Below are 25,129 nucleotides of genomic sequence, written 5' to 3'. Positions count from 1 at the left end.
TCAGAGCTCCAGTTCTATGTCGGTGATCGGGTACGACACACACGAGTGGACGTATCCGACGCACTCGTCGGACAGTCGTGGGCGGGCCTCCTCCGCCCGATGGACATCACCGGAACGCACCCGCACACGGCACAGGCTGCATTCCCCGGAGCGGCACGCCGATTCGGGACGGAATCCCTTGTTCTCCAGAGCCTCGAGCAGTGGACGGTTGCGCGGTGTGCGGAACGTGGTACCGCGCACCGTCACCGCCACCGACCCGGAGGGGTCGACACCGGACGGCCAGGGTGGCCGGGCTCCGGGGCGAGCGGGCGCACCGTTCGCCTCGAACCGGATACGACGGCGCGGGTGGCCGAGCGAGGTGAGCTGTTCGAGAACATGCGGGTACATCTCCTGCGGGCCACACACGTACACCGTGCGGTCGCGCAGGTCCCCGGCGAGCAGCGTGACGACTTCGGCGGTGAGGACTCCTCCGATCACATGGTCGACCACGATGTTCGGGTGGGCAGCGGCGAGTTCGTCGAGTTCGTCGTGGAAGATCACGTCGTCGGCGGAGCGGGACCCGTAGATCAGGTGCAGTCGCCGGTCGAGGCCGGCGTCGGCGATCTCCCGGATCATGCTCATCGCCGGCACCACCCCGGAACCGTCCGCGAGGAAGAGTCCGTCGTCGCCGTGGAACAGCGGATTGTGGTGGAAGGTCCCCATCGGTCCGGTGGTGACGCACTCGTCGCCGACGGTGAGCGTGTCGATCAGCAGGTTGCTGATCCGGCCGCCCGGCACGCGGCGCACGGTCAGGTCGTAGTGTCCGAGCTGCGACGGACTCGACGAGATCGTATACGGCCGTGTCGTGTTCGCATACCTCAGCGCAACGTACTGCCCGGCGAGGAAGGGCGGAAGATCGGAACCGTCCGGGTGGGCGAGCCGGAAGGTCTTCGTCGTCGCGGTCTCGTCGACGACGTCGGTGACGTGCAGGTGCAGCCGTTTCGGATGACAGGTGTCGATCGTGTCGCGACCGCTCGCCCGGTGGTCGACGAGGTCCGGTCGGCGCGAGGCGAATCCGTCGGAGATGTCGCGGCCCGTCGGGTACGACGCGATGAGTGGGTGTGGCATGGCGGGGTCCTGTTCAGGCGGCACGGGAACAGACGACGCGACGGGCCACACGGACACCGGATTCGAGTGCCGGTTCGAAACCGCCCGATCCGGCCCACAACCCCGCGATGTGCAGGCCGCGGACACCGGTGTGACGTTCCCGATCGTTGAAGAGCCTGTTCTCGGCGGGATCCTGGCGGTAGCCGTAGAGGGCACCGCCGGTGTGCCCGAGACGGCGGGCGAGCGTGTGCGGGGTCGACACGTCCGCCTCCTCGATGGCGTCGCGCAGATTCGGTGATATCGGAGCGATTGCGTCGAGGAGCGACTCCGCGTGACCGAACTTGTTGATGTGGTAGTGCTTCGGGGCGATTCGATCCCACAGTCCGCTGTACTGGAGGGTGAACAGACTCAGACGACAGGTGCCCGGCGGCGCGAACCCCGGGGGTGCGACGTCGGGTGCGACGTCGTGACAGGTCGCGAAGACACCGAGTGCGGGTTCGAGGGAGTTCCAGTTGCGAGCGAGCGCATCGTCGTCGAGCGTGGTCGAGACGACGTTGGTGCCGGATGTGAAACCGAGTTCGGCGGCGGTGGCGTCGAGACCGAGGTGCACGACGAACGCCGACGGACCGACGCGCCTGCGAGCGAGCTCGGCAGAGACACCGGCGGGCGGGTCGTCGAGCATTCCGTAGGTGTCGGGCAGCGATGCGTTGGAGACGACCTCGCCGGTACCGACCTCGGTGCCGTCGTCGAACCGGACCGCGACGACACCGCTCGCGTGGGTGCGGATGCCGGTGACCTCGGTGCTGAACTGCACGTCGCCGCCGGCGCGGAGGAACGCGTCGAGGATCGCCGACGACATCGCCCGGGACCCACCGCGGACGTGAGCGGCCTTGAAGTCGATGTAGGTGGAGAACGTCAGGGCATAGTCCTGGAATGCAAGGTGCGACGGTGGAACACCCAGGTACGGCCAGTACGCAGCGAGTGCCGACTTGATGCCCGCCCCGGTGAAGTGTTCGTCGAGCACGTCGCCGAGTGTCCGCGGTCCGTGAGTGAACAGAACGGGGTCGATGTCTGCCGGCGGGGTCCCCCGCATCGCGGTGATCTGCCAGAACGTGACGCGCCGCACCAGGTCGAAGTAGCGTTCGAGGCGGTCGCGGTTGCCGGGGAACGCATCGTCGAGCACATCGACCGCACCGGCCCAGTCCGCCGGGATCGTCACGTCGTGGCTTCCGGGAACCACCGCCCGATACAGGTCGGGTTCGCGGACGAACTCGAGATCATCTGCGACACCCAGAGATTGCAGGACCCGGAACGGCGGTCCGGGATGGCCGATCACGCCGACACCGGAAAGCTGGTGCAGCGCGGATTCGAACTCGAACCGTCCTCTGCGGAAGGAGGTTCCGGCTCCCCCGGGGACGTTGTGACGTTCGACGAGGAGAGTGCGGAGGCCGCCCTGCTGCAGGGTGGCCGCCGCCGTGAGACCGGCGTTGCCCGCCCCCACGACCACCGCGTCGTAATCGGTCATCGAGAGGACTCGGCCCAGGCGAGCGCCGCGGCCTGGATGTCGGGGTAGCGCTGCGCCATTCGGGTTGCCAGCGCCTGCGCAGCCTTGAGCGGTCGGACCATCACCATGAAGTCGACGATGCGGTCGTTCTCGTCGTAGACGAGGAAGTCGCACCCGGTGACGGTCAGATCGTCGATGGTCGCTTCGAAGACGAGTGCGTGATTGCGACCGTCACGGATCTCGCGGACGTAGCGGAAGTCCTCGAAAACCTCCGCGACCGATCGCAGGATCGCGTTGGTGATCGCCTTGCCCGGATAGGGGGCGAAGGCCACCGGGCTGCGGAAGACGACGTCGTCGGCGAGCAGCGCCTCGGCAGCGTCCATGTCCTCGGTTTCGATTGCTTCGCGGAACGTGCTCACAGCCCCTCCATAGTCAACTTGTTGAATACCAACTTCGGTGAGCATATGAGCGGAGACGTGCGTTGTCCAGAAAAGTTACTAATCAATTTTTTCACTAGGGGCCCGCGGCGTCGTAACATGGGCGCATGGCGCTCCGACACGCGATCCTCGCTGCACTGACCAACGGTGATGCCTCCGGCTACGACCTGGCGAAAGCCTTCGACATCACCGTCGCCAACTACTGGTCGGCCACCCCTCAGCAGCTCTACCGCGAACTCGACAAGATGCTCGAGGCAGGACTGGTGGTCGCGCGGACCGTCGAACAGGAGAAGCGTCCCAACAAGCGCATGTATTCGCTGACGGAGGAGGGAACGGCCGCACTACACCGCTTCACGACCTCCGATCCCAAGCCCATCGCGATCCGCGACGAACTCCTCGTCCAGGTGGAAGCGATGGAACGCGGCGACCTGGACGCGGTTCGAACGCACATCCAGCAGAAACTCGCAGCGTCGGAAACCAAGCTCAAACGCTACGAGAAGACGCGCGAACACCTACTCGAGGGGCGGTCGGAAGCGTCGTACCTCGCGAACGAGCGCAGCATCGGGTCGTACCTGACACTGGCCCGCGGCATCACGTTCGAAACCGAGAACATCCGGTGGTGCGAGTTCGTGCTCACAACGCTCGCCGCCCGGGAATCACGGAACGCCGCCGACCGGACCGACCCCGGACACACGCTCGCCCCTCGGTCGAACGTCCACCGTGGACAGCCGAGGGGCGAGCGGTAACGACTACCGGGATGCCGACTACCGGGACGCCGCAGTCGCGGTCGCCCACCGATAGTCCGCCTTACCTGCCGGCGTGCGCTTCACCTCGTCGACGACGACGATCGACCGGGGCACCTTGTATCCCGCCAAGGTCTTGCGGCAGTGGTCCTGAACATCATCCAGCGTCAGTTCGTCGGCATCCGGATAGGTGGCGATGACCGCGGCGACGGCCTGACCCATCCGCTCGTCCGGCACCGGTACGACCAGTGCGTCCAGGACGGACGGGTGCGCGTGGATCGCGGCCTCGACTTCCTCGGCGAACACCTTCTCACCACCGGTGTTGATGCACTGCGAGCCCCGGCCGAGGAAGACGATGGTGCCGTCGGCCTCGACGCGCCCCATGTCGCCGAGCACGGCGAGACGGGTACCGTCCGCGCGAGTCGGGAACGTCCGTGCCGTCTTCTCCTCGTCCTTGAAGTAACCCAGCGGAACGTTCCCGATCCGCGCGATGTAGCCGATGTCGTCGGATCCCGCCGGGATCTCCTCGAGCCGTTCGTCGACGAGAATCATGTTGGGCGACGGCGGCATCCGCAGGTTCCCGGCGTCGTCGACGGTGAACGCACCGTCGTTTCCGGTCTCGGACGCGCCGAAGTTGTCGCGCAGCAGCAGGTCCGGTTTCACCGCGAGCATCCGGTCGCGCACGCTCGTCGACCAGATCGCGCCACCGGAGGTGATGGAGAACAGCGAGCTGAAGTCGACCTCGTCCTTGCGTCGTTCCATCTCGTCGACCAGCGGCAACCCCATGCCGTCACCGACGATGAGGATCACCTGCACCCTGTCCTTCTCGATGGCCTCGACGACCTTCTTCGGATCGAAGTCGCGGCGCAGCACGACGCGGGCGCCGAGCGTGAAGAACGTGAACAGCGAGTACAGGGCTGCTCCGTGCATGAGGGGCGCGGCGATGAGGAACGCGAGGTCGGGGAACTCCTTCGCGGCCGCCGCGACCTCGGCGAGATCCTTGCGCGGCTCGCTGCCGTACGGGTTGCCTCCCGACAACGGCTTGCGGAAGAAGTCGTCGTGCCGCCACATGACTCCCTTCGGGTATCCGGTGGTGCCTCCCGTGTACAGCAGGTAGACGTCGTCGCCGCTGCGCGCGGGGAACTCCGCGGTGGTCGGCAACTCGCGTGCATCACCGAACGGGATCACGGCGACGGACCGTGATCCGGCGGCCTCCCGTAGTTCCTCCGTCGTCTCGCCGACGACGAACACCGACCGGACCAGCGGACAGCGGTCGAGCAGCGATGCGAGCACCCGCTGGTGCTCCGGCAGTTCGACGACGACCGCGACGGAATCGGAGTTGGTGAAGATGTACTCGAGTTCGGTGGGCGTGTACCGGTAGTTGACGTTGATCGGCGCGGCCCGCACCTTGATGAGACCGAGGATGCTCGTGACGTGTTCGACGCTGTTCTTGAGGAACAGCGCCACGTGGTCGCCTTCGGCGATGCCCGCCCGGTCGAAGAGCTGAGCCACTCGATTGGCTTCACCGTCCAGTTGCGCGTAGGTGAAGTTCAGATCTTCGTAGGTGAGCGCAATACGATCCGGTACCGCCGCGGCGACCGTCTCGAACACATCCGCGAGGTTGAACTGCACCATGAATTCCTCCTGCAACCGTCGGGGTCTGCTCCGTCGAGCCCTACCCCAGAATCTAGAACAGGTTTCATCCTTGCGGAAGGCTTCGTTCCGATTGCCCGTACAGGAGGTGCCCCGAGATGTGCGACAGTGACCGGATGAAGACGGTCTACGTCGTGACGCACCCCGAGGCCACCCATCACGTCGACGGTCTCGTCGGCGGTTGGTACGACTCCGAACTCACCGACCAGGGCGTGGCCGACGCAGCGGCGATCGCGAATCGGCTGAGGGAACTCGTTCCGGCCGCGGCCGTCCCGACACTCCACAGTTCCGACCTGACCCGCACCGTGCAGACCGCGCACCCCATCGGCGAGGTGTTCGACATCGAACCGGTTCTCCTCGCAGATCTGAGGGAGAAGTCGTACGGCGTCGCGGGCGGCCGCCCCCGCGCCTGGCTCGATGCCCGGTTCGTGCCACCACCGCCGACGGGCAACCGACTCGATCACGACGAAGGAATCGCGGGGGGCGAGACGAAACGCGAATGGGTGGTCCGCGTCCACCGGGCGGTCGAGCGCATCACGGCCGACGACGTCGAACATCGGATCGTCGTGACGCACGGCGGCTCCCTCAACTGGGTCGTCGCCGCATGGCTGCGACTACCCGTCGAGGCGTGCGCGTACCCGGCGTTCCACGCGACACCCGGCAGCATCACCGTCCTGAGAGAGGACGACGTCTTCCACAACCGCACCCTGCACACCCTCGCGGACCGGTCCCACCTGGCCCGCTGACACCGATCCGAGAAGACGTCCACGAATATTCGGTCGCCCGTGGACGCCGAACACCTCTACCCTGACGCGGACACCCCGTAACGGAACCGGAGAGGGAGACATGCCCGAGTCTCGACCACGTGCCCACATCGCGATGGTCGGTATCCCGGCCGTCAGCCACGTCCTGCCGAGTCTCCGGATCATCCGCGAACTGGTGGACCGCGGACATCGGGTGACCTACGCCAACGACCCGACCGCAGCCGAACTGATCGCCCCGACCGGCGCCGAACTCGTCCCTGTCCCATCGACACTGCCGGTCGCCGACAACGACTGGCCCGACGACCCCTTCGGGGCGATGGACGTGTTCCTCGACGACGCCATCCAGGTCCTCCCCCGGTTGCATGCCGCCTACGACGACGACCCGGCCGACGTGTACCTGTACGACATCGCCGGCTACGCTGCGCGCGCTCTCGCCGAATCACAGGGGCGTCCCTGCGTACAACTGTCGCCGACGTTCGTCGCGTGGGACGGCTACGACGAGGAGGTCGTGGCACCCATGCGTGAGCTTCCGGGCGCCGACGCCTACCGGTCGAAGTTCGCGGCGTGGCTCGCCGCGTGCGGCGCCACCACGACCGACCCCGACAGCTTCGCCGGTGTTCCCGAAAGCGCATTGGCGTTGATCCCGAAGGCGATGCAACCCAACGCGGAACGCGTCGACACCGACAGGGTGACGTTCGTGGGCCCCTGTTTCGAACCGACGACGGACGAATGGCATCGGCCGGCCGATGCGCAGAACGTCCTGCTGATCTCCCTCGGCTCGGCGTACACGCGGCAACCGGACTTCTATCGGCGGTGCCTGGTCGCGTTCGGCAACCTTCCGGGCTGGCACGTCGTCCTCCAGATCGGCAAGTACGTCGAACCCGGTGAACTCGGCGAGATCCCCCCGAACATCGAAGTGCATCAGTGGGTTCCGCAGCGCGCCATCCTCGACCAGGCGGATGCCTTCGTCACCCACGCGGGAATGGGTGGCAGCAGCGAAGGCCTGTGGGCGGGCACACCCATGATCGCCGTGCCCCAGGCCGTGGACCAGTTCATGAACGCCGACCGGTTGGTCGAGTTGGGTGTCGCGCGGCGCCTCGACACCGCCGACGCCACCGCCGACGCATTGCGCACCGCCTTGGACGAGTTGATCACCGATCCCCAGGTCGCCCGCCGGTCGAGGCAGCTTCGCGCCGACGCGCGCGCCGAAGGTGGCACGGCGCGCGCCGCCGATCTGATCGAGGAGATCGTCGGACGCGCCCGGTAGCCGTCAGGCGGTGATTCCCGCGGTGAGGATGGATGCCAGTTCGCGGTAGGCGTTCGCGTCGTCGAGTCCGGTGGCTGCACCGACCCCGCCCTGTTGGATCCGGACCATCATGGTCGCCGCGAGATCCGCGGCGAAAGCGGCGTGCACGCTCCGGAAGTCGCCGGTCGCGACGCCGTCGGCGATGAGCTCCTGGACCCTTCCGGCCGCGATCCGGGTATTGCGTTCGTACACCTCCCGAGCCGGCGCGAACGCCGCCAGATCCGTCATGAACGGTTCCGACGCGACCGACAGCGCCTCCCCCACCGCGGTCAGGTAGACCACGACGCGGTCGCGTGGTGCGGCAATGTCGGCGACCGCGGATTCGACCTGCTCGGTGGCCCTCTTGAAGAAGTGCACCGTCGCGGACGTGACCAGCCGTTCCTTGCTGCCCGCCAGGGTGTAGAGGGTGGACTTGGAACACTTCAGTCGCGCGGCGATCGCGTCCAGGGTCAGCCGTGCGAATCCTTCGGCGAGAAAGAGATCGACCAGGGCGTCGAAGAGTTCGGTGCGGCGGGCGGTGGCGAACGACGAGCGTGACTCCATTCGATCGATAGTACTGGCGGACTCCTTGCAGTACTACTCCGACGACAGTACTGTGAGCATCGATCCAGTACTCAGTTCGAGGAGACACCGTGGCCGTCGACCGCCTGCTGCCCACCGCCGAAGCCCGCGACCTCATCGCCCTGACCCGCGACGTCGCCGACAAGGTGCTCGCGCCGATCGTCGACGAGCACGAGAAGAACGAGACCTATCCCGAGGGCGTGTTCGCGACGCTCGGCGAGGCCGGCCTGCTGAGCCTGCCGTACCCCGAGGAATGGGGCGGCGGCGGACAACCCTACGAGGTGTACCTGCAGGTCCTCGAGGAGATCGCCGCCCGCTGGGCCGCCGTCGCGGTCGCGGTGAGCGTCCACAGCCTCGCCTGCCACCCACTGATGGCGTTCGGCACCGACGAGCAGAAGCAGACGTGGCTTCCGGACATGCTCGGCGGCAACACCGTCGGCGCCTACAGCCTGTCCGAACCGCAGGCCGGATCCGACGCGGCAGCGCTCGCATGCAAGGCCGTCGCCGCCGATGGCGGCTACCGGATCACCGGCGCGAAGGCATGGATCACCCACGGTGGCATCGCCGACTTCTACAACCTGTTCGCCCGCACGGGCGAGGGTTCGAAGGGCATCTCCTGCTTCCTCGTCCCCGACGACACCGAGGGGCTGAGCTTCGGCAGACCCGAGGAGAAGATGGGCCTGCACGCCGTCCCCACCACCTCCGCGCACTACGACGACGCATTCGTTCCCGCCGAGCGTCGCATCGGCGACGAAGGCCAGGGGCTCCAGATCGCATTCAGCGCTTTGGATTCCGGTCGGCTCGGTATCGCGGCGGTCGCGGTCGGCCTCGCCCAGGCCGCACTCGACGAAGCCGTCGCCTACGCACAGGACCGGACTGCATTCGGTCGCAAGATCATCGACCACCAGGGCCTCGGCTTCCTCCTCGCCGACATGGCCGCCGCCGTCGACTCGGCCCGCGCCACCTACATCGACGCCGCCCGCCGCCGCGACGCCGGACTCCCCTACTCCCGCAACGCATCCGTCGCCAAACTCGTCGCCACCGATGCGGCGATGAAGGTGACGACCGACGCGGTACAGGTACTCGGCGGCTACGGCTACACCCGCGACTTCCGTGTGGAGCGATACATGCGGGAAGCAAAGATCACGCAGATCTTCGAGGGCACCAACCAGATTCAGCGCCTCGTGATCAGTCGCCACCTCGCGGGCTGAGACCTCACGAGGTGGCGGCCCACCGTCAGGATGCGAGGAGCTCGTCGATCTGGCCGATCGCCGAACTGGCACCTTCGACGACACCCATGTCGAGCACCTGCTGCAACGCGTCGGCGGATTCGTACGTGCTCACGTAGGTCGCGCGGGTACCACCGTCGTGTTCGACGAAGGTGTAGTCGTTCCGCGACACCGGAAGGTCGGTGTTCGGATTGAACTTCTCGTCGGCGAAACCGTCGAGGAACGACAGCCTCGTCGGTTCGTCCACTGCGACGATCTCCCAGTAGCCGGCGAACTTCTCCCCTTCGGGACCGGTCATGAAGTAGGTGACGCGCCCACCCGGGGTGAGATCGTGCTCGACGAAAGTGGCCGGGTATTCCGGTGGGCCCCAGACCTTCTCGAGCTGGCGAGGATCGGCGTAGATCTCCCAGACGCGCTGCACGGGTGCAGCGAAATCGGCAACGATCGTCAGCGTCCGATCGTCGAGGTTCTTGCGGACATCGGTCACAGGCATTGCTCAGCCCTCCACGGCGGAGTCGGTTGCGATGAGTTCGTCGATACGCGCAATGCGTCCACGCCACACCTGCTCGAGTTCGAGAAGCATGGACGCCACCGAGCGCACCGCCTCCACGTCGCCACTGGCCAACTGCTCCCGACCGCTGCGACGCTTGGTCAGCAGACCGGCCTTCTCCAGCACGGCAACGTGCTTCTGAACCGCGGCGAAGCTCATCTCGTACTTCGCCGCGAGCGCGGAGACCGACTGCTCTCCCGCAAGAACCCTGCGCAGGATGTCGCGCCGGGTGCGGTCGGCGAGCGCGTGGAACAGGGCGTCCGCCTCGTCCTCACCATCTCCGTTCACAGGCTCAAACATACAACCAACTGGTTGCATATTGTCAAGGCTCCGGTCGCGCCCGGATGCGTGAAACCCACCCTCACCTGTGCGAATGTATCGCCCGGTCGATTGAATCGATCGGATGTACCACTCGCTCACGAGGGAGCGGAGCGACCCACATCCACGGGGGAGCGGAGCGACCCCGAATTCACGAGAGCGCGGAGCGACCCCACATTCACGGGAGCGCGGAGCGACCCGCATTCAGCGGGGAGCGGAGCGGTCGTCGAGGACCAGTTGCAGAAACACGAGGTCGAGCCAACGCCCGAACTTCGCACCCACTTGCGGAAGGTGGCCTACCTGCTCGAATCCGAGCTTCTCGTGCATCCGGATCGAGGCGACGTTGGTCGCGTCCACTCCCGCGACCATCACGTGCTTGCCGAGTCGGCGGGCGTGCTCGATCAGTTCGGTCATGAGGGCCCGTCCGAGCCCCTTCCCGTGGGTGTCGGTGCGGACGTACACCGAGTGCTCGACGGTGTGCCGATACCCGTCGAACGGGCGCCAGTCACCGAACGTCGCGTATCCGAGCACGTCGTCGCCGTCGACGGCCACGAGCACCGGATAGCCGGCGCCGGTACGGTCGGCGAGCCATGCCCGCCGGTTCGCGACGTCGACGACCGTCTCGTTCCAGATCGCCGTGGAGTTCTCCACCGCGTCGTTGTAGATTCCGGTGATCGCTTCGACGTCCTCCACCGATGCGGAGCGGATCTGCACTGCGTCATCCCTTCGGTTCAGCGACAGGCGCCACGTCGCCCCCATTCCGTGAGCGAATGTACCGGCCATCTCGCTGGATCGACCGGGTGTACCGTTCACTCGGGGTGAGCGGAACGGGGGCGGGGTCACGGGAGGGTGACCTACCGGGTCACGACCTGGACACGACATTGCCCCAGGGTCACAGCATCACGGCAGAAACGGTGATCACCTCGGCGTCGACACCTCCTCGGACCAGCATGGAGGAGGGTCGGGCACAGAGGGAGGGCAGCTATGAACGGCCGGACGATCCTGCGTGCGCTCGTCGCATGTGCAGCACCGATTGCTCTGCTCGCCGGGACCGCGCCGAGCGCGTCGGCGATCGACACGACGCTGAGCTGGTCGGTGTACACGAAGCACGATCAGGTCAGGGTCCGGTTCAACTATCACCAGATCCCGGACAGGGACCGGCCGTACACGTGCACCGCCGTGGTGGACGAGGTCGGCAACGCGGACATGTGGGTGGTCACGTACGACACCGTCGAATTCGCCGGGGTGCTGCCCGGTCCGCACGAGGTGAAGGCCAACTGCGAGGACAGTGACGGCGACATGGTGTCGGTGGGGTCGATCCTCATCGACATGCCCGGCCCCGCCATGTGGCAACTCGAGGGCACCGAGCATGCACTGATCGACTGAACCCGCACCGACCGCACCCGCACAGATCACGCACCGATCACGCACCGATCGCCCGTTCCGACGATTCGCCGATTCGCCTGGTTTCGGCGAATCGTCCAGTGACGCACGTCCGGTGACGCATGAAGGTGCCGCATGAAATTGCGTACCCGCGGCGGGTTCCGAGTCGGTAGATTGGAACGGGCACCGACGTCGACGGAAGCGAGGCGCATCGTGCGACCCAGCCATCTCCCCCTCCGCGCCGCCACGGGCGCGTTCATCCTCAACTCGGGCCTGGGCAAACGGGCGCTGCCCGCCGAGAACGCCGCGGAATTGCAGGGGATGGCCGCGAACGCCTTTCCCTTCGTCGGCCGGTGGGATCCCGGAACGTTCGGCAAGGCGCTGTGCGCCGCCGAGATCGGGATCGGTGCCGCACTCCTCGCCCCGTTCGTGCCGTCGTTCGTCGCGGGTGCCGCGCTCACGGCGTTCGGTGGCGGGATGATGACCATGTACTGGCGTACCCCCGGCATGCACGAGAACGGTTCCCCGCGGCCCACGCAGGACGGAATTCCGCTCGCGAAGGACTCGTGGTTGCTCGGTGCCGGACTCACCCTGATGCTCGAGCCGAAGAGGAGGTGATCAACGCCGGAATACGTTCTGCATCAACAGAATAGAAGGATCCAGGCGATCCGTCCGAGATCCACCGGGATCGGTTCGACGGAACCCGCGTGGAATACGTCCATCTAGGGTGGAATGGAGAGCATGAACATCGCCGAAACACCTCCCACCGAACGCCGACGGCAAGCACTCGAGGCCGTCCGGGATCTCGGGAAGCAGCGCACCGACCACGCCCTGTTGAAGGTGAAATGCCCCGCGAGCCACATGGTCGCCGCGGTCTACGACACGTCCGCAGGGCATGTCGTGGTGTGTGGCACCGGCCCGGGCGGGCACGGCTCCCGCGACCGCAACGCCAACAACCGCGGTGGCGACTCCCTCGACGACAAGTTCGTCGACACCGTCGAGGCCACCCAGTTCGAGGACGACGAGTTGCCTGCCGGCTGCGGCTGCGGACCCCGCACCATATCCCGCAAGAAACTGCAGGATGCGGTGGTGTCGCACGCGCACGTCGTCACCCTCACCTGACGAGCCCGACGACACCGACGAGCCCGACACCACTCGCCGAGAAGTCACACCGCACACCAACGTCACACACCGAAGTGGAGGATCCTCCGGAAGACATCGAGGGCCTCGTCGGCCCATCCGAGTACGGACAGCGTCGAGTCGATGTTCTGCGGCGGTGTCCGTACGAGGGTGTCCAGACGCACCAGTCGCTCGAAGTCGACCGACGGATCCGCCCGCACCGCGCCGTTCGGGCCGCGGAACTCGACGCCCGCCGCGGCCATGATCCGGACGAGTTCGCGAGCGAGGATCCCGTAGCCGACGGTGGTGGGATGAACGCCGTCGAGCGAGAACAATCCACCGGTGCGACGACCGCCGTCACCGTCAGCGGTCAGGAACCGCGTGTCGGGTACCGGTTGCAGCGCAGCGAGTTCGGGTGGCAGCGGATAGGGCTCCCACCAGTCGGGCCGAGCGTTGACGTCGTGGATGTAGCGGCGGCTCGCGAGCCGTTCGAGGAGTCCCGCGGTGTCGAGGAGGTACCAGTCGAGGCCGTCGCGGCGGGCATCGGCGACCGCCGCGGTGATCGTCTCGTTGTAGTGGTCGATGGCGATGTCGACCGCGCGGGCCTGGGCACCGGTGATGTGCTCGTCGCGGACGGCGTCGAAACGGCGTTCGTCCACCCACGGTCGCGTGTAGTAGGGGAAGTACCGGGTGCCGCTCTTGTCTCCGATGCCCCGCGCGATGGGTGCGATGGTGACGTGCGGGACGGTGCACAGGACGACGTGCCGTGCGGACACGGCGCGCACCGCGCCGACCACCTCGGCGTACTCGACGTCGAAGTGTTCGGGCCGCCACACGGTGTACGCGTTCTTGGCATCCGGATCACGGAAGTCCGGTCCGCTCCATTCGACCTTCAGTTCGGTGACGGACCGCAACGCGTTGTTGGAACCGAGGAACACGACGAGCGTCTCGATCCCCGCGTCCGCGTCGTCGTCACGGTCGTCGCCGAGTGCGGTGGCCGCGTCGAACAGTGTCATGGCGGTCTGCGGCGGCGCCCAGTGCGGATACACGTGCAACGCGGCCCGATCGCCGTTGTTCTGCACGATCTGGTCGAGGAGGTTGTCGACGGGGGTCTCGAGGGCGGCAGCGCAGATCGCGGCGGTCTTCCCGAGCGCGTCGCGCAGATCCCAGCCGTAGCACGACAGGTTGTGGTTGTAGCCGCCGACGACCGGTGGTTCCGCACCCGGCCCCCGCTCCCAGTAGTCCTCGACCTCGTCCATGAAGCCGCGGGCGGTGAACAGCGCCGCCGGGATCTGCCACGGTCGTGGATGCGCCCCGTATCGGTCCTCGAGGCGGCGCAGCAGGACTTCGACGTTGAGCGGTAGCCCACCGGGCCCACCGAACCGCGGATACCGGAAAGTGGGCAACACCCCCAGTTCGTACGCGACGATCGCCGGTACCGACAGGTCGGTGTGGAAGACGGCTCCGCTCTGAAATCCCTGGAGCAGCGAATCGCCGATCGCCACGAGTCGGTGTCTCGGTGTGGCGCGCCGCTCGATGTGGACGTCGATGCCCAGTGCGGGGTCGAATTCGGGTACTCGCGGTGGGTGCGTGGCGCGGGCGACGACGTCGGGGGGCGTCCCCTCGGGTAGCGGTCTCGTCGCGGACATGCCGGTCCCCTTCCCCACCGATGTGTGTCACCACGAGAGTGTGCCGGGGCGGCGGTCTTGTCAACGACGGATCATGGTTCGTGAGGAAAGGGGTGCAGCGGTGAGCGATGCGGATTTCGCCCACACCGACAGGGCCGAGAAGAACCGCCGCGACAAGGCGTTGGCGTTGGCACGGTTCGTGTGGGATCGCGGTGTGACGGGCGCGGAGTTGCTGGCGATGAGCGACGAGGTGCGGCGCCGCCTGGCGCGGGCGGCCGACGCGCACCCGCCGCGGACGATGGAGACGTGGACTCTGGTGGCTTCGCTGCTGGACGAGAAGGATGCGTGGGCGCGGGCGCATCCCGATCATCCCGCGGCTCGCCGCGGGCACCGGGACGAGAAGATCATGTGGGTGAAGCCGGCGACACGGTCGTGGTTCGACAGTCCACCGCGACGCGGGACCCCGCCGTCATGAAACAACTGTCCGAACCGCTCCGGGAGGGCATCGTCGACGCGTACGCACCGCGCGACGTCGCTTCGGCGACGCCGCCCGACCGCGGTGACCCACCGCACCGCGACCGAACAGCACTGCTGTGGTCGAATGACCGTCGACCACAGCACCGACCACGGGAGTTCGCATTGAGCGCATCGATCACACCGGTCCGGGTCGGGGACGTGACGGTCGGGGACGGCACACCGACGGTGATCGTCCCCTTGACCGGACGCACCCCCGACACCCTGCGTGAGCAGGTGGACGCGCTGGCCGGTCGTCGCATCGACATCGTCGAATGGCGCGTCGACTTCTTCGAGGACCTCACCGGACCCACCGGTGTCGACGCCGCCGTCGCGCAGGCGCGGCTGCTCGCCGAGCAGCTCGGCGACACCCCGCTGCTCGCCACCGTCCGCACCGCGCACGAGGGCGGTGAACTCGACGTCGACGGCACCACCTACAGCGACCTGAACTGCGCACTGGTGCGGTCGGGGGCGATCGGGCTCGTCGACGTCGAGTTCCTCCGCGCACCCGACGCGGTGCGGGAGATCATCGCGACCGCCCACCGGCACGATGTCGCCGTGATCGCGTCGAACCACGATTTCGACGCGACCCCGCCGCGCGACGAGATCGTGGCGCGCCTGCGGGCCATGCAGGAACTGGGCGCCGACATCTGCAAGATCGCGGTGATGCCGCAGTCGACGAAGGATGTGCTGACGTTGCTCGACGCGACCCGCGTCATGCACGAGGAGCACGCCGACCGGCCGATCATCACGATGTCGATGGGCGGGCTCGGGGTGATCTCGCGGATCGCCGGTCAGGTGTTCGGGTCGGCGGCGACGTTCGGGATGGTGGGCGCCGCCTCGGCGCCGGGTCAGGTGGATGCCGGGGAGCTGCGGGCGGTGCTCGATCTGCTCGATCGCGCGCGCTGAACCCCGGCAGCGATCCTGACGCCGCGGAGCTCGGGAGGCCCCTCGGGTACGTCACAACGTGTCTTTCGGTAGGCCGGTCGAGAAGGGCCGGTGTTCGTCACCGGCCGAGAACTCCGTTCGCGGGCGCGCCGCGAAATGACGTCCGGCATCGAACGGCTCGAACCACGCCTGCACCGTCGCGAACAAGGCACGTTGCGGCAACCAGAAGTCGCCGAATGCGGCCTGCTCGGTCAGCGGGCCGTCCGGCCCGAGATCGGATCCGGCGACGACCGCGTGCACGGTGCGCACCGTCCACAACTGCCGCGGGTCGGCCCGGAACCACTGACCGTTCGGCACGTGTCCGCCGAGCCGAACCCGGCCGACGCCGAGCACCGGACCCGCGACCCGTCCCATCCCCGCCAGCACCGCGGGACTGTGCCGAAGCACGGCGGGCATGAGCTTGCCCGCCACGTTCATGGCGGTGGTCGCCGGCGACGTGGCCATCCGGAGATCCCATTCGAGCTCACTGCCGGCCGTGACGTGCAGGTCGTTCGGACCGGTCCACTCGGCGCGGACGTCGGTCTGCTCGGTCCGGGTCAGCGCGTGGCCCAGGAACCGAGGGCAGTTCAGTTCGGGCGGGACGTCGCTGTACACGGTCCACGCCCCGGCCGGGTCCCGATGCCATACGGACGTGTAGCCGTCGCCGATGGAGTTGACGGGGAATCTGCGCAGCGCGAGGTAGTGGCCGCTGGCGAACGGGGCGCCGATCACCGCGTAGCCGGCGAATCGTTCACCGGAGACGCGGGGCAGCTCACAGGATTTCTCCGCGGCCGACTGCGGGGTGGTGGTCATGACGTCCTCCCAGAATTGCTGGTACACCGATCGTGCGCCGCGCGCGCTGTGGCGTCATGGGGCCGTTGCCTCATCTTCCGCACCTGGGCTCGCTCGGTGGACACTGAGACGATGGCACCGACCAGTGGCGGTCCGCGGCGAGCCGAGCTGATCGCCGCGTTGTCCCTCGCGATCGACCTCGGCCTCGGCCAGCCGATGGAACACATGCTGCGGTCGGCGCTGATCGCCACCCGCCTCGCGGACCGTATGGGGCTCGGCCCCGAACAGCAGGCGGTCGTGTACTACTCCAACCTGGTCGCATGGATCGGATGCCATGCGGACTCGCACGAACTGGCGCAGCTGTTCGGCGATGACATCGCCTTCCGCGCCGACACCTATGCGGTGGACATGACAGGATTGTCGTTTCTTCGCCTGCTGATGAACCATGTCGGGCGCGGACTTCCCCATGCCGAGCGCAGCCTCCGGGCCGCCGTCTTCCTCTTCACCGCGCGCCGGCAGATGTCCGATCTGATCCGATCTCACTGCGGGTCCGCGAGCGCCCTCGCCGCGCACATCGGGCTGGATCCGCAGGTGGGGTCTATGCTGGCGTTCACATTCGAGCGGTGGGACGGTGCCGGGCTACCCGCCGGTGTGCGCGGCGACGCGATCCCGATCGAGATGCACATCGTGCATCTGGCGGACGTCGTCGAAGTTCACCTGCGTGCCGGTGGGCCGGCGACTGCGGTCGCCGTGGCCCGGGCGCGCCGTGGGACACAGTTCTGTCCGCGTGTGGTTCAGGTATTCGACGAGGCCGCCGCCGAGATCACCGCGGGCGTGCTCGAGCAGGATGCGTGGTCGGCTGCGCTGGCCCGGGCACCCGATGGGAACGATGTCCTGAGCGATCCCGAGTTGGACGAATTGTTGCGGGCGATGGGCGATTTCGTCGACCTCAAATGCCCGTTCCTGTTGGGCCATTCGAAGCACGTTGCAGATCTGGCCGCAGCGGCAGGACGGTATCGAGGACTGTCCGGTGCGCACGTCGAACTCCTCTACCGCGCCGGACTGGTGCACGGGCTGGGAAGAATGGGTGTGCCCAACCAGATCTGGGAGAAGCCCGGTCCCCTCACCACCGCGGAATGGGAGCGGGTCCGGATGTATCCGTATCTGACGGACCGGATCCTCAGTCGCGTCGACGGTTTGGAATCGGTCGTCGCGCTCGCCCGCACGCACCGCGAACGGCTCGACGGTTCCGGATATCCCAACGGACTGCGCGGTGCGGAACTGCATGCCGAATCGCGGATTCTCGCCGCCGCCGAGACCTATCAGCGACTACTCGAACCCCGACCGCACCGGCGGGCGCTCACCGCCGAGGACGCGGCCGCACGGATGCGCCGCGATGCGCGCGCAGGACGGTTCGACGCGGAAGCAGTCGAAGCCGTGCTCGGCGCGGCCGGGCACCGAACCGAACGACGCGCACCCTGGCCGGCCGGACTGACCGGGCGGGAGGTGGAGGTGCTCGGACTCGTCGCCCTGGGGTACACGAACCGGCAGATCGCCGCCGAACTGCACATCACCCACAAGACGACGCGCAACCACGTCGAGCATCTCTACACCAAACTCGGTGTGCACAACCGCACGCAAGCCGGGCTTGCCGCCATCGACCTCGGATTGATGCCCTGGTAGGGCTCTGTCGGGCGAGGCGTCCTCGTTTCCGACCGTGGGACGTCGTACCGGTTCGGAAAACGCTACCGGCCCTCCCGTTGCGGTGCGTCGGCGTCGTCCCACAGTTTCAGCACGGTCGTGAGGATCTCCTCGGAGACCCCGAGCCCACCGAGGTGGCTCTCCCCCGGCAGGTGCTGGAACTCGGCGGCCGGCAGCAACTCCACCATGTGGAGCCCGTGCCGGAACGGGATGATGTGGTCGGTGTCGCCGTGCCACCACCGCACCGGAACCTGCACGTCGGCGATCCGGAATCCCCAGTCGCGGGCGAACACGACGATGTCGGCGAACGGTGCCGCCATCTGTTTACGGCTGCCGTTGAGGAGATCGTCGAGGAACATGGCCTTGAACTCGGGGCGGGCCAGCAACCGGCGGTCGCCTTCCGGTGACAGTCGCCCGTACAGGTCGATGATCGGCGACGCGAAGGGCCGCACCACCCGGATGCCCGCGCTCAGTGCCGTCCCGATCGGGACACCTCCGCGCGCCAGCAGCGGCGCCACGAGCGCCCCGAGTTCCATCAGTCCACCGCTGATCGCGTCGGGCCCGGTGACGGGAGCGACCCCACCGAGCACGGCGGCGGCGACGACCCGGTCGGGCATCGCGTAGGCGGACGCGAGGGTGTAGGGGCCGCCTCCGGACAGTCCGACGACTGCCATGCGGTCGACGCCGAGGGTGTCGGCGACGATCCGCAGGTCCTCGGCGAACGCGAGGACGTTGCCGTAGGTGTGCGGGGTGGACGAGCCGATCCCCGGGCGGTCGACACCGATGAGCCGCACGCCCATCCGTTCGGCGAGGGACCTGGCCTCGATCGGGATCTGCCGGCGCGCACCGGGCGTGCCGTGCAGCCAGAACACCGCGCGGCCGGTAGCGGACCCGAACTCGGCGAACCCGAGCCTGCGGCCGCTGCCGACGGCGACGGTGCCCTCGAGTTTCGGGCGTGCGACGTCGATCATGCGCGACAGCATGACACGTGTTCTACCTTTTCGTCATCTGCTGCCGGACAGGACCGGATGCACACCCGAATCGGCGGCGCCCGGGTCGTAACCGCGGTACCGTTATCTGACAACGCCTGCAGTCGGATTCGATCGTGGAGACACTCGTGACGAAGATGCTGGCACCCGCACCCGTCGGCCTCGACGCTGTGCCCGGCGACGCCGGACTGCCCTACGTCGGGTACGCACTCGACTACATGCGCGACCCGTTGAAAACGTACGAACGACGCTACCGACGACACGGGCCCGTGTCGTGGTTCCGCTTCGCCGGAGACCCGTGGGTCGTTCTGATCGGACCGGACGCATGCGGCGCCGCCCTGCAGAACCGCGACCGCGCGCTCGCGAACGGTCCCGGATGGCGGACGCTGATCGGGCCGTTCTTCGACCGCGGACTGATGCTCCTCGACGGCGACGAGCACAGCTCGCACCGGCGGATCATGGCGCAGGCGTTCACCCGCGACCGGCTCTCCCGGTACACCGAGGCGCTGCACCCCGCGATCGATGCCGCCCTCGACGGCTGGAGCCCGCGGGACGGATTCCGCGCGTACCCGGCGATGAAGGAGCTCACCCTCGGACTTGCGACGGCGATCTTCATGGGCGGCGCAGAAGAGACGTCGCCGCGGGAGATGGACGCCGTGAACGCGGCCTTCGTCGGGTGCGTGCAGGCGGCGACGGCGATCGTGCGGTATCCGCTGCCCGGCACCCGGTGGCGCCGCGGCGTGCGCGGCCGACGACACCTCGAGGACTTCTTCCGCCGCTATCTCCCGGCCCGCCGCGCCGGCGACGGCGACGACCTGTTCTCGGTGTTGTGTCACGTCGAATCCGAGGAGGGCGAGCGATTCTCCGACGACGACGTCGTCGACCACATGATCTTCCTGATGATGGCCGCGCACGACACCTCCACAATCACCTTGTCGACGGCGCTGCGGTATCTCGGGCAGTTCCCGACGTGGCAGGACCTGTGCCGCGACGAGTCCGAGGCGCTCGGCACCGAGACACCGTCCTTCGACGACCTCGAACGACTCACCACCGTCGACCTCGTGATCAAGGAATGCCAGCGACTCGTCACACCGGTGCCCGGTGTCGTTCGCCGCGCGGTCGCCGACACCGAGATCCTCGGCCGCTACGTGCCCGCCGGCACCCTGGTGAACGTCGGCCTGCACTACACCCACCACATGACCGAGTACTGGCCCGACCCCGAACGTTTCGATCCGGGCCGGTTCGCCGCCGAACGCCGGGAGGACCGCGTCCACAAGTACGCGTGGACACCGTTCGGGGGTGGTGCGCACCGGTGCCTCGGAATGCACTTCTCCGGGACCGAGATCAAGACCGTGCTGCACCACATGCTCCTGCGGTACCGCTGGCACGTGCCCGCCGGGTACGAGACACCGTTGAACTTCACATCGCTGCCGTACCCGCAGGACGGTCAGCCGATCGACCTGCACCCACGGTGACCCCGGACGCCCGGACCACGCCGTGACGACCGACGCCCTCGACACCCACTTCCTCGACGAGGTCGGCTCCGGGGTCGGGGGCACACCCGATCGTCGTGTCGGCGACGATCTGCTGGTCCGGTGTTTCGATGCGCAACTGCAGTCGCGGCACCTCGATTTCGCCGCCCGCGACCTGCAGGCGCGCGGCGCCGGCTTCTACACGATCGGTTCGGCCGGACACGAATCGAACGCGGCGCTGGGGTTGCTCACGCGCGTCACGGATCCGGCTCTGCTGCATTACCGTTCGGGCGGTTTCTACGCTGCACGTGCCGCGCTGCTCGCGGGTACGACGCCGATCCGGGACGTGCTCGCGGGTTGCGCGGCCTCGACGCTCGACCCGATTTCCGGTGGCCGGCACAAGGTGTTCGGCAACGCCGCGCTGAGCGTTCTGCCGCAGACGTCGACGATCGCCTCGCATCTGCCGCGCGCGGTCGGTCTCGCGCTGGCGCTGCCGCGCATGCAGCGGCTCGGCGTCGAGTCGGCGTGGCCCGCCGATTCGGTGGTGGTGTGCAGTTTCGGGGATGCGTCGGTGAACCACTCCACCGCCGCGGGTGCGTTCCACACCGCCGCCTATCTCACCCATCTCGGGGTGCCCCTGCGGGTGCTGTTCGTGTGCGAGGACAACGGGCTCGGCATCAGCGTGCGCAGTCCGCGAGGCTGGGTCGAGCGCACATTGTCGTCGTGGCCGGGTATCGGCTACGCGACCGTCGACGGCACCGACACCGTCTCGACGCTCGTGCTCGTCCGCGACCTGGTCGAGCAGGTCCGTTCCACGCGGATACCGGCGGTGCTGCACCTGCGCACCGTGCGGTATCTCGGGCACGCCGGATCCGACGTCGAAACGGCCTATCGCTCGGCGGACGAACTGTCCGCGGATCTGCTCCGCGACCCCCTCGTGTCGACGGCGAGCGAACTCGTCGCCCGCGGGGTGTTCTCCCCCGAGGCGATCACGCAGCGGTACGAACGGGTCCGGGCCGACGTCGCTGCGGCCACGGAAGAATTCGTGCACACTCCGCATCTCGGTTCGGCGGCGGAGGTGATGCGTCCGTTGCACCGGGGACGGGTCCGTGTCGCCGACGATCCGAACCCGTCCGCCCGGGAGCCGCTCACGCTGGCGCAGGCCATCGGACGGGCGCTCGGCGACATCCTCACCGAGCACCCCGGCGCGTGCGTGTTCGGGGAGGACGTCGGCGCCAAGGGCGGGGTGTACGGGGTGACGCGGGGCCTGCAGCAGCGGTTCGGTGCGACGCGGGTGTTCGACACGCTCCTCGACGAGCAGACGATCCTGGGTACCGCGCTGGGATTCGCGGTCGCGGGCCTGTTCCCGATCCCGGAGATCCAGTACCTGGCGTACCTGCACAACGCGGAAGATCAGCTACGCGGCGAGGCGGCGAGCCTGAAGTTCTTCTCCGACAGACGGTTCCGCAATCCGATGGTGGTGCGGGTCGCCGGACTGGCGTATCAGCGGGGATTCGGTGGGCACTTCCACAACGACGACTCGGTCGCGGTGCTCCGGGACGTTCCCGGTCTCGTCCTCGCTGTGCCGAGCAGCGCCGCCACGGCCGGACCGCTGCTGCGCTCGTGTGTCGCCCTGGCCCGCGGGACCGGTGCGGTATGCGTGTATCTCGAACCCATCGCCCTCTACCACCAGCGCGATCTCCACGAACCGGGTGACGGCCTGTGGCAGTCGATCCCGGACACGGCCGCGGCGCAACCGGGTTCGGTCCGCATGTTCGGTGACGGTGCGGACACCCTGGTGGTGACGTTCGGCAACGGTGTGCGCATGGGTTTGCGTGCCGCGGCCCGTGTTCCGCACGTGTCGGTGACGGTGATGGATCTGCAATGGCTCGCCCCACTGCCGGTCGAGGCCCTCGTCGAGCACGCGCAGAGATTCCCGCGGGTGCTCGTCGTCGACGAGACACGTCGCAGCGGCGGAGTCGCCGAGTCGGTGGTGGCGGCGCTCGTCGATGCCCGCCACCCGGGCCGGATCGATCGGGTCACCAGCCGCGACAGTTACGTACCGCTCGGCCCGGCGGCCGCGCACGTGCTGCTGTCGGAGGACGACATCGTCGACGCGCTCGGAAGCTGATCTCCCGCGGTCACGTCGCGGTGTCGGGGCACGGCCGTGTCGCGGCCAGCACGATCGCGACGGTCCGCTCGATCTCTTCGTCGGTCGCCTTCCGCCCCATCATCATCGGCGCCATGAACAGCGGGGAGACGAGGACGTTCACGACGCCTTCCGGGCTGTGCTCCGAGCTCGCGTCACCGCGGCGCACCGCACGTTCCACGATCTGCTGCCAGGCCTCACGTACCGGCGTGTACTGGTCGAGGACGAGTCGCTCGAATTCCGGGTGCCGGTGGCTCGCCATGACCGCGGCGGTCGCGACCTCGACGGGGTCGGCCGCGTACGCGGCGATCCGGTGGGCGAACTCGCGCACGTCGGTGTCCCATCTGCCGGTGTCCGGGGGCGCCACCTGCCGCACGTGCCGCGACAACCCCTCGACGAGGACGTCGGTGTGGGTGGGCCACCAGCGGTAGATCGTCTTGCGGCTCACTCCGGCGCGCTCGGCGAGTTCGACCGTCGTGAACTCCACGCGTCCCTCGGCCAGGAAGGCCAGGCAGGCGTCGCCGACCGCGCGACGCACGTCCTCGCTGCGCCCTCCCGCCCGGGTGCGCACCCGCGTACCCGCCCCGGCCCTACGTCCCTGTTCGTCCATTCCGACCCCGTGTATCCGTCCGTTCCGTTCCCCCAATCGAAACACATACTTAACGACACAGACTGTTGACTTTAGTCCCGGTCCGTGGAGATGATGTGCATCACACGAGCGCCTACCCCGCGCAGGCCGACTCAGCCCACAAGGAGACCCCATGGACGATTCCCCCTCGTTCGACGTCGTCGTGATCGGCGCCGGACCACTCGGCGCCGCCACCGCACGACATCTCGCCGACCGCGACACGTCCGTCCTGGTCGTCGGCCCGGACGAACCCGCCCGATTCGACGACCACGAAGGCGTGTGGGCCGGCTACTACGACCAGGGTCGTCTGGCCCATGTGCTCGAGGTCCCGCTGGTGACCACGCTGCTCGCCACCCGCAGCCGCCGGCGCTTCGCCGACCTCGAGGAGCGGTCCGGCGTCGTGTTCACCACACCCGTCCGATCACTGAGCATCCTGCCGTCGGCGGAGGAGAACCCCCAGGCCTCCACCTGGTTCGACGCCGGGCAGATCATGAACAACGCCGAGGACCTCGGTGTCCCGGTCGACGCACTCGACGAGGACCGGCTGCGCACGGAATTCCCGCAGCTGCGGTTCCCCCGCAACCACACCGGCCTCCTCCAGAAGGACGCCTTCATCGTCAATCCGCGCGAACTCGTGCGCGCGGAACTCACCGCGGCCGTGTCTGCCGGCGCCCACCTCGTCCGCGACGAGATCGTCGAGATCACCCACCTCGACGAGGGCGTGCGGGTGACCGGCCGATCCGGCGAGACCTAGCGTGCGGATCGGGTCGTGATGGCCACCGGGTCGGCGACCAACGCCGTCGGCCTGCTGTCGCGTCCGGTACCGATGACCACCTTCGGTGCCACCGTCGTCCTCGTCGAGGTCGACGACCCGGAGACCGTCGACATGCCCGCGATGATGTACATGAAGTCCGTCGACGGAACCATCGAGTTCGGCGGAATCGTGATGTCTCCGTTGCAGTATCCGGATGGAAAATGGTACGTGAAGGTGTCCGGACGGAGCCTGCTCGACAACCCGCTGGCATCGACCGACGAGATCGCCGCGTGGGTCCGCACCGGCGGGCGCACCGACGACATCGACGAAACCCTCGCGGTGCTGGGCGAACTGCTGCCCGGCCAGGAGCGGGGACCGGCCCGCACCCGCCCCTGCATGGTCTGCGAGACACCCACCGGACTGCCGTACATCGACCGCGTCGACGACCGCACGACGGTCGTCGTCGAGGGCGAACGCGGAGCGATGGCCGCCGACGGATCGATCCCCGACGACCTCGACGCACAGTTCGAGGCCGCGTTCGCAGCTATCTCGAATGTTCTTGCAGCAGCAGGTGCTTCGCTCAACGACATCGTCGAACTCGTCACCTACCACACACACCTCGAATCCGACCTCGAGGTCTTCCACGCCGTGAAGGACCGCCACATCGGCGCGCCGTACCCGGCATGGACCGCCGTCGAGGTCACCGCACTCGGCGCGGGCACCGCACCCGGCGCCCGGGTGGAGATCAAGGCGACCGCCTACCACCGCCTCCCGCACTAGATTCCGCGCGGCGCCATCACCGGTCGCGGTGATCATCGCGCCACGTACCATCGCCCGACGCGATATCCGTTCCAGCACCGTCGGTCGATTTCGGTTGCAACCGCACCGATCCGGTGCTCACTGGCGCGGCGTGGCCCCGGGCC

General features: G+C 67.9%; 26 protein-coding genes. 14 read left to right on the top strand and 12 right to left on the bottom strand.

The annotated features are described in order from the left end of the window. From LDQ05_RS13010 to LDQ05_RS13000, 3 genes are read right to left on the bottom strand one after another with little or no spacing between them, the layout of a single operon-like run. A complete protein-coding gene (locus LDQ05_RS13010; RefSeq protein ID WP_226437383.1) occupies positions 1–1,107 on the bottom strand; it encodes an FAD-binding oxidoreductase in 1,107 nt (368 codons plus the stop codon). Between the two features lie 13 nt (positions 1,108–1,120). Further along, positions 1,121–2,611, bottom strand: coding sequence for a phytoene desaturase family protein (locus LDQ05_RS13005; RefSeq protein WP_226437382.1), 1,491 nt, complete (start codon positions 2,609–2,611; stop codon positions 1,121–1,123). Further along, positions 2,608–3,009: a nuclear transport factor 2 family protein gene (locus LDQ05_RS13000; protein WP_226437381.1), complete on the bottom strand. Its 402-nt coding sequence runs from the start codon at positions 3,007–3,009 to the stop codon at positions 2,608–2,610. Before LDQ05_RS13000 ends, LDQ05_RS13005 begins: the two co-directional genes overlap by 4 nt. A gap of 125 nt (positions 3,010–3,134) precedes the next feature. Here LDQ05_RS13000 and LDQ05_RS12995 point away from each other — a divergent pair, with 125 nt between their 5' ends. Further along, positions 3,135–3,773 (top strand): PadR family transcriptional regulator, encoded by a 639-nt coding sequence (locus tag LDQ05_RS12995; protein ID WP_226437380.1) that lies wholly within the window; start codon positions 3,135–3,137, stop codon positions 3,771–3,773. Between the two features lie 18 nt (positions 3,774–3,791). Here the strand turns inward: LDQ05_RS12995 and LDQ05_RS12990 are convergent, their stop codons facing one another. Continuing rightward, positions 3,792–5,402: an AMP-binding protein gene (locus LDQ05_RS12990; RefSeq protein WP_226437391.1), complete on the bottom strand. Its 1,611-nt coding sequence runs from the start codon at positions 5,400–5,402 to the stop codon at positions 3,792–3,794. Positions 5,403–5,521: 119 nt separating this feature from the next. Between LDQ05_RS12990 and LDQ05_RS12985 the strand changes: the two genes are divergently transcribed. Together LDQ05_RS12985 and LDQ05_RS12980 are read left to right on the top strand one after the other, a co-directional pair. Beyond that, positions 5,522–6,169 carry a histidine phosphatase family protein gene (locus LDQ05_RS12985; RefSeq protein ID WP_226437379.1) on the top strand — a complete coding sequence of 216 codons (648 nt, stop codon included), beginning with the start codon at positions 5,522–5,524 and terminating at the stop codon, positions 6,167–6,169. 100 nt (positions 6,170–6,269) lie between these two features. Continuing rightward, positions 6,270–7,454 (top strand): macrolide family glycosyltransferase, encoded by a 1,185-nt coding sequence (locus LDQ05_RS12980; protein ID WP_226437378.1) that lies wholly within the window; start codon positions 6,270–6,272, stop codon positions 7,452–7,454. A gap of 3 nt (positions 7,455–7,457) precedes the next feature. On the opposite strand, the gene LDQ05_RS12975 is transcribed toward LDQ05_RS12980, so the two are convergent. After that, positions 7,458–8,036, bottom strand: a complete 579-nt coding sequence (locus LDQ05_RS12975; RefSeq protein ID WP_226437377.1) for a TetR/AcrR family transcriptional regulator — start codon at positions 8,034–8,036, stop codon at positions 7,458–7,460. Between the two features lie 89 nt (positions 8,037–8,125). Here LDQ05_RS12975 and LDQ05_RS12970 point away from each other — a divergent pair, with 89 nt between their 5' ends. Next, positions 8,126–9,265 (top strand): acyl-CoA dehydrogenase family protein, encoded by a 1,140-nt coding sequence (locus tag LDQ05_RS12970; RefSeq protein WP_226437376.1) that lies wholly within the window; start codon positions 8,126–8,128, stop codon positions 9,263–9,265. A gap of 25 nt (positions 9,266–9,290) precedes the next feature. On the opposite strand, the gene LDQ05_RS12965 is transcribed toward LDQ05_RS12970, so the two are convergent. The 3 genes from LDQ05_RS12965 to LDQ05_RS12955 form a co-directional block, all read right to left on the bottom strand. Beyond that, positions 9,291–9,776 carry an SRPBCC family protein gene (locus tag LDQ05_RS12965; RefSeq protein ID WP_226437375.1) on the bottom strand — a complete coding sequence of 162 codons (486 nt, stop codon included), beginning with the start codon at positions 9,774–9,776 and terminating at the stop codon, positions 9,291–9,293. Between the two features lie 3 nt (positions 9,777–9,779). Then, positions 9,780–10,133, bottom strand: coding sequence for an ArsR/SmtB family transcription factor (locus tag LDQ05_RS12960; RefSeq protein ID WP_264184986.1), 354 nt, complete (start codon positions 10,131–10,133; stop codon positions 9,780–9,782). 222 nt (positions 10,134–10,355) lie between these two features. After that, positions 10,356–10,865: a GNAT family N-acetyltransferase gene (locus LDQ05_RS12955; RefSeq protein ID WP_308013219.1), complete on the bottom strand. Its 510-nt coding sequence runs from the start codon at positions 10,863–10,865 to the stop codon at positions 10,356–10,358. A 270-nt stretch (positions 10,866–11,135) separates the two neighbouring features. On the opposite strand from LDQ05_RS12955, the gene LDQ05_RS12950 reads away from it, so the two are divergent. The 3 genes from LDQ05_RS12950 (at position 11,136) to LDQ05_RS12940 (ending at position 12,656) form a co-directional block, all read left to right on the top strand. Beyond that, entirely contained in the window at positions 11,136–11,537 is a 402-nt protein-coding gene (locus LDQ05_RS12950) for a hypothetical protein (protein WP_226437372.1), read from the top strand. Between the two features lie 210 nt (positions 11,538–11,747). Further along, a complete protein-coding gene (locus LDQ05_RS12945) occupies positions 11,748–12,152 on the top strand; it encodes a hypothetical protein (RefSeq protein WP_226437371.1) in 405 nt (134 codons plus the stop codon). 123 nt (positions 12,153–12,275) lie between these two features. Beyond that, entirely contained in the window at positions 12,276–12,656 is a 381-nt protein-coding gene (locus LDQ05_RS12940) for a hypothetical protein (protein ID WP_226437370.1), read from the top strand. A 62-nt stretch (positions 12,657–12,718) separates the two neighbouring features. On the opposite strand, the gene LDQ05_RS12935 is transcribed toward LDQ05_RS12940, so the two are convergent. Then, the gene (locus LDQ05_RS12935; protein ID WP_226437369.1) at positions 12,719–14,302 is read right to left on the bottom strand and encodes a hypothetical protein; all 1,584 of its coding nucleotides are present in this window, start codon (positions 14,300–14,302) and stop codon (positions 12,719–12,721) included. A 73-nt stretch (positions 14,303–14,375) separates the two neighbouring features. Here LDQ05_RS12935 and LDQ05_RS12930 point away from each other — a divergent pair, with 73 nt between their 5' ends. Then, entirely contained in the window at positions 14,376–14,756 is a 381-nt protein-coding gene (locus tag LDQ05_RS12930) for a hypothetical protein (RefSeq protein ID WP_226437368.1), read from the top strand. Continuing rightward, on the top strand, positions 14,753–15,703 hold the full coding sequence (gene aroD, locus LDQ05_RS12925; protein WP_226437367.1) for a type I 3-dehydroquinate dehydratase: 951 nt from the start codon (positions 14,753–14,755) through the stop codon (positions 15,701–15,703). The genes LDQ05_RS12930 and aroD overlap by 4 nt, the downstream gene beginning before the upstream one ends. A 51-nt stretch (positions 15,704–15,754) precedes the next feature. Here aroD and LDQ05_RS12920 read toward each other — a convergent pair whose 3' ends face one another. Then, positions 15,755–16,534: a hypothetical protein gene (locus tag LDQ05_RS12920; RefSeq protein WP_226437366.1), complete on the bottom strand. Its 780-nt coding sequence runs from the start codon at positions 16,532–16,534 to the stop codon at positions 15,755–15,757. Positions 16,535–16,645: 111 nt separating this feature from the next. Here LDQ05_RS12920 and LDQ05_RS12915 point away from each other — a divergent pair, with 111 nt between their 5' ends. After that, the gene (locus LDQ05_RS12915; RefSeq protein ID WP_226437365.1) at positions 16,646–18,196 is read left to right on the top strand and encodes an HD domain-containing phosphohydrolase; all 1,551 of its coding nucleotides are present in this window, start codon (positions 16,646–16,648) and stop codon (positions 18,194–18,196) included. Positions 18,197–18,258: 62 nt separating this feature from the next. Here the strand turns inward: LDQ05_RS12915 and LDQ05_RS12910 are convergent, their stop codons facing one another. After that, positions 18,259–19,185: an alpha/beta fold hydrolase gene (locus LDQ05_RS12910; RefSeq protein WP_226437364.1), complete on the bottom strand. Its 927-nt coding sequence runs from the start codon at positions 19,183–19,185 to the stop codon at positions 18,259–18,261. A gap of 146 nt (positions 19,186–19,331) precedes the next feature. Here LDQ05_RS12910 and LDQ05_RS12905 point away from each other — a divergent pair, with 146 nt between their 5' ends. Together LDQ05_RS12905 and LDQ05_RS12900 are read left to right on the top strand one after the other, a co-directional pair. Then, positions 19,332–20,678 (top strand): cytochrome P450, encoded by a 1,347-nt coding sequence (locus tag LDQ05_RS12905; RefSeq protein ID WP_226437363.1) that lies wholly within the window; start codon positions 19,332–19,334, stop codon positions 20,676–20,678. A 22-nt stretch (positions 20,679–20,700) separates the two neighbouring features. Beyond that, complete coding sequence (locus tag LDQ05_RS12900; protein WP_226437362.1) at positions 20,701–22,806, top strand: thiamine pyrophosphate-dependent enzyme; 2,106 nt, start codon at positions 20,701–20,703, stop codon at positions 22,804–22,806. A 10-nt stretch (positions 22,807–22,816) separates the two neighbouring features. Here the strand turns inward: LDQ05_RS12900 and LDQ05_RS12895 are convergent, their stop codons facing one another. Beyond that, positions 22,817–23,434 carry a TetR-like C-terminal domain-containing protein gene (locus LDQ05_RS12895; RefSeq protein WP_226437361.1) on the bottom strand — a complete coding sequence of 206 codons (618 nt, stop codon included), beginning with the start codon at positions 23,432–23,434 and terminating at the stop codon, positions 22,817–22,819. A 151-nt stretch (positions 23,435–23,585) separates the two neighbouring features. On the opposite strand from LDQ05_RS12895, the gene LDQ05_RS12890 reads away from it, so the two are divergent. Further along, a complete protein-coding gene (locus LDQ05_RS12890; RefSeq protein WP_226437360.1) occupies positions 23,586–24,206 on the top strand; it encodes an NAD(P)/FAD-dependent oxidoreductase in 621 nt (206 codons plus the stop codon). Positions 24,207–24,224: 18 nt separating this feature from the next. Further along, positions 24,225–24,986 carry a Rid family hydrolase gene (locus LDQ05_RS12885; protein ID WP_226437390.1) on the top strand — a complete coding sequence of 254 codons (762 nt, stop codon included), beginning with the start codon at positions 24,225–24,227 and terminating at the stop codon, positions 24,984–24,986. Positions 24,987–25,129: the final 143 nt, after the last annotated feature.

Origin of the sequence: Rhodococcus yananensis, assembly GCF_020515525.1 — a bacterium.
Lineage (GTDB): Bacteria > Actinomycetota > Actinomycetes > Mycobacteriales > Mycobacteriaceae > Rhodococcus > Rhodococcus yananensis.
This window is presented reverse-complemented; position numbering and strand designations above follow the sequence as displayed.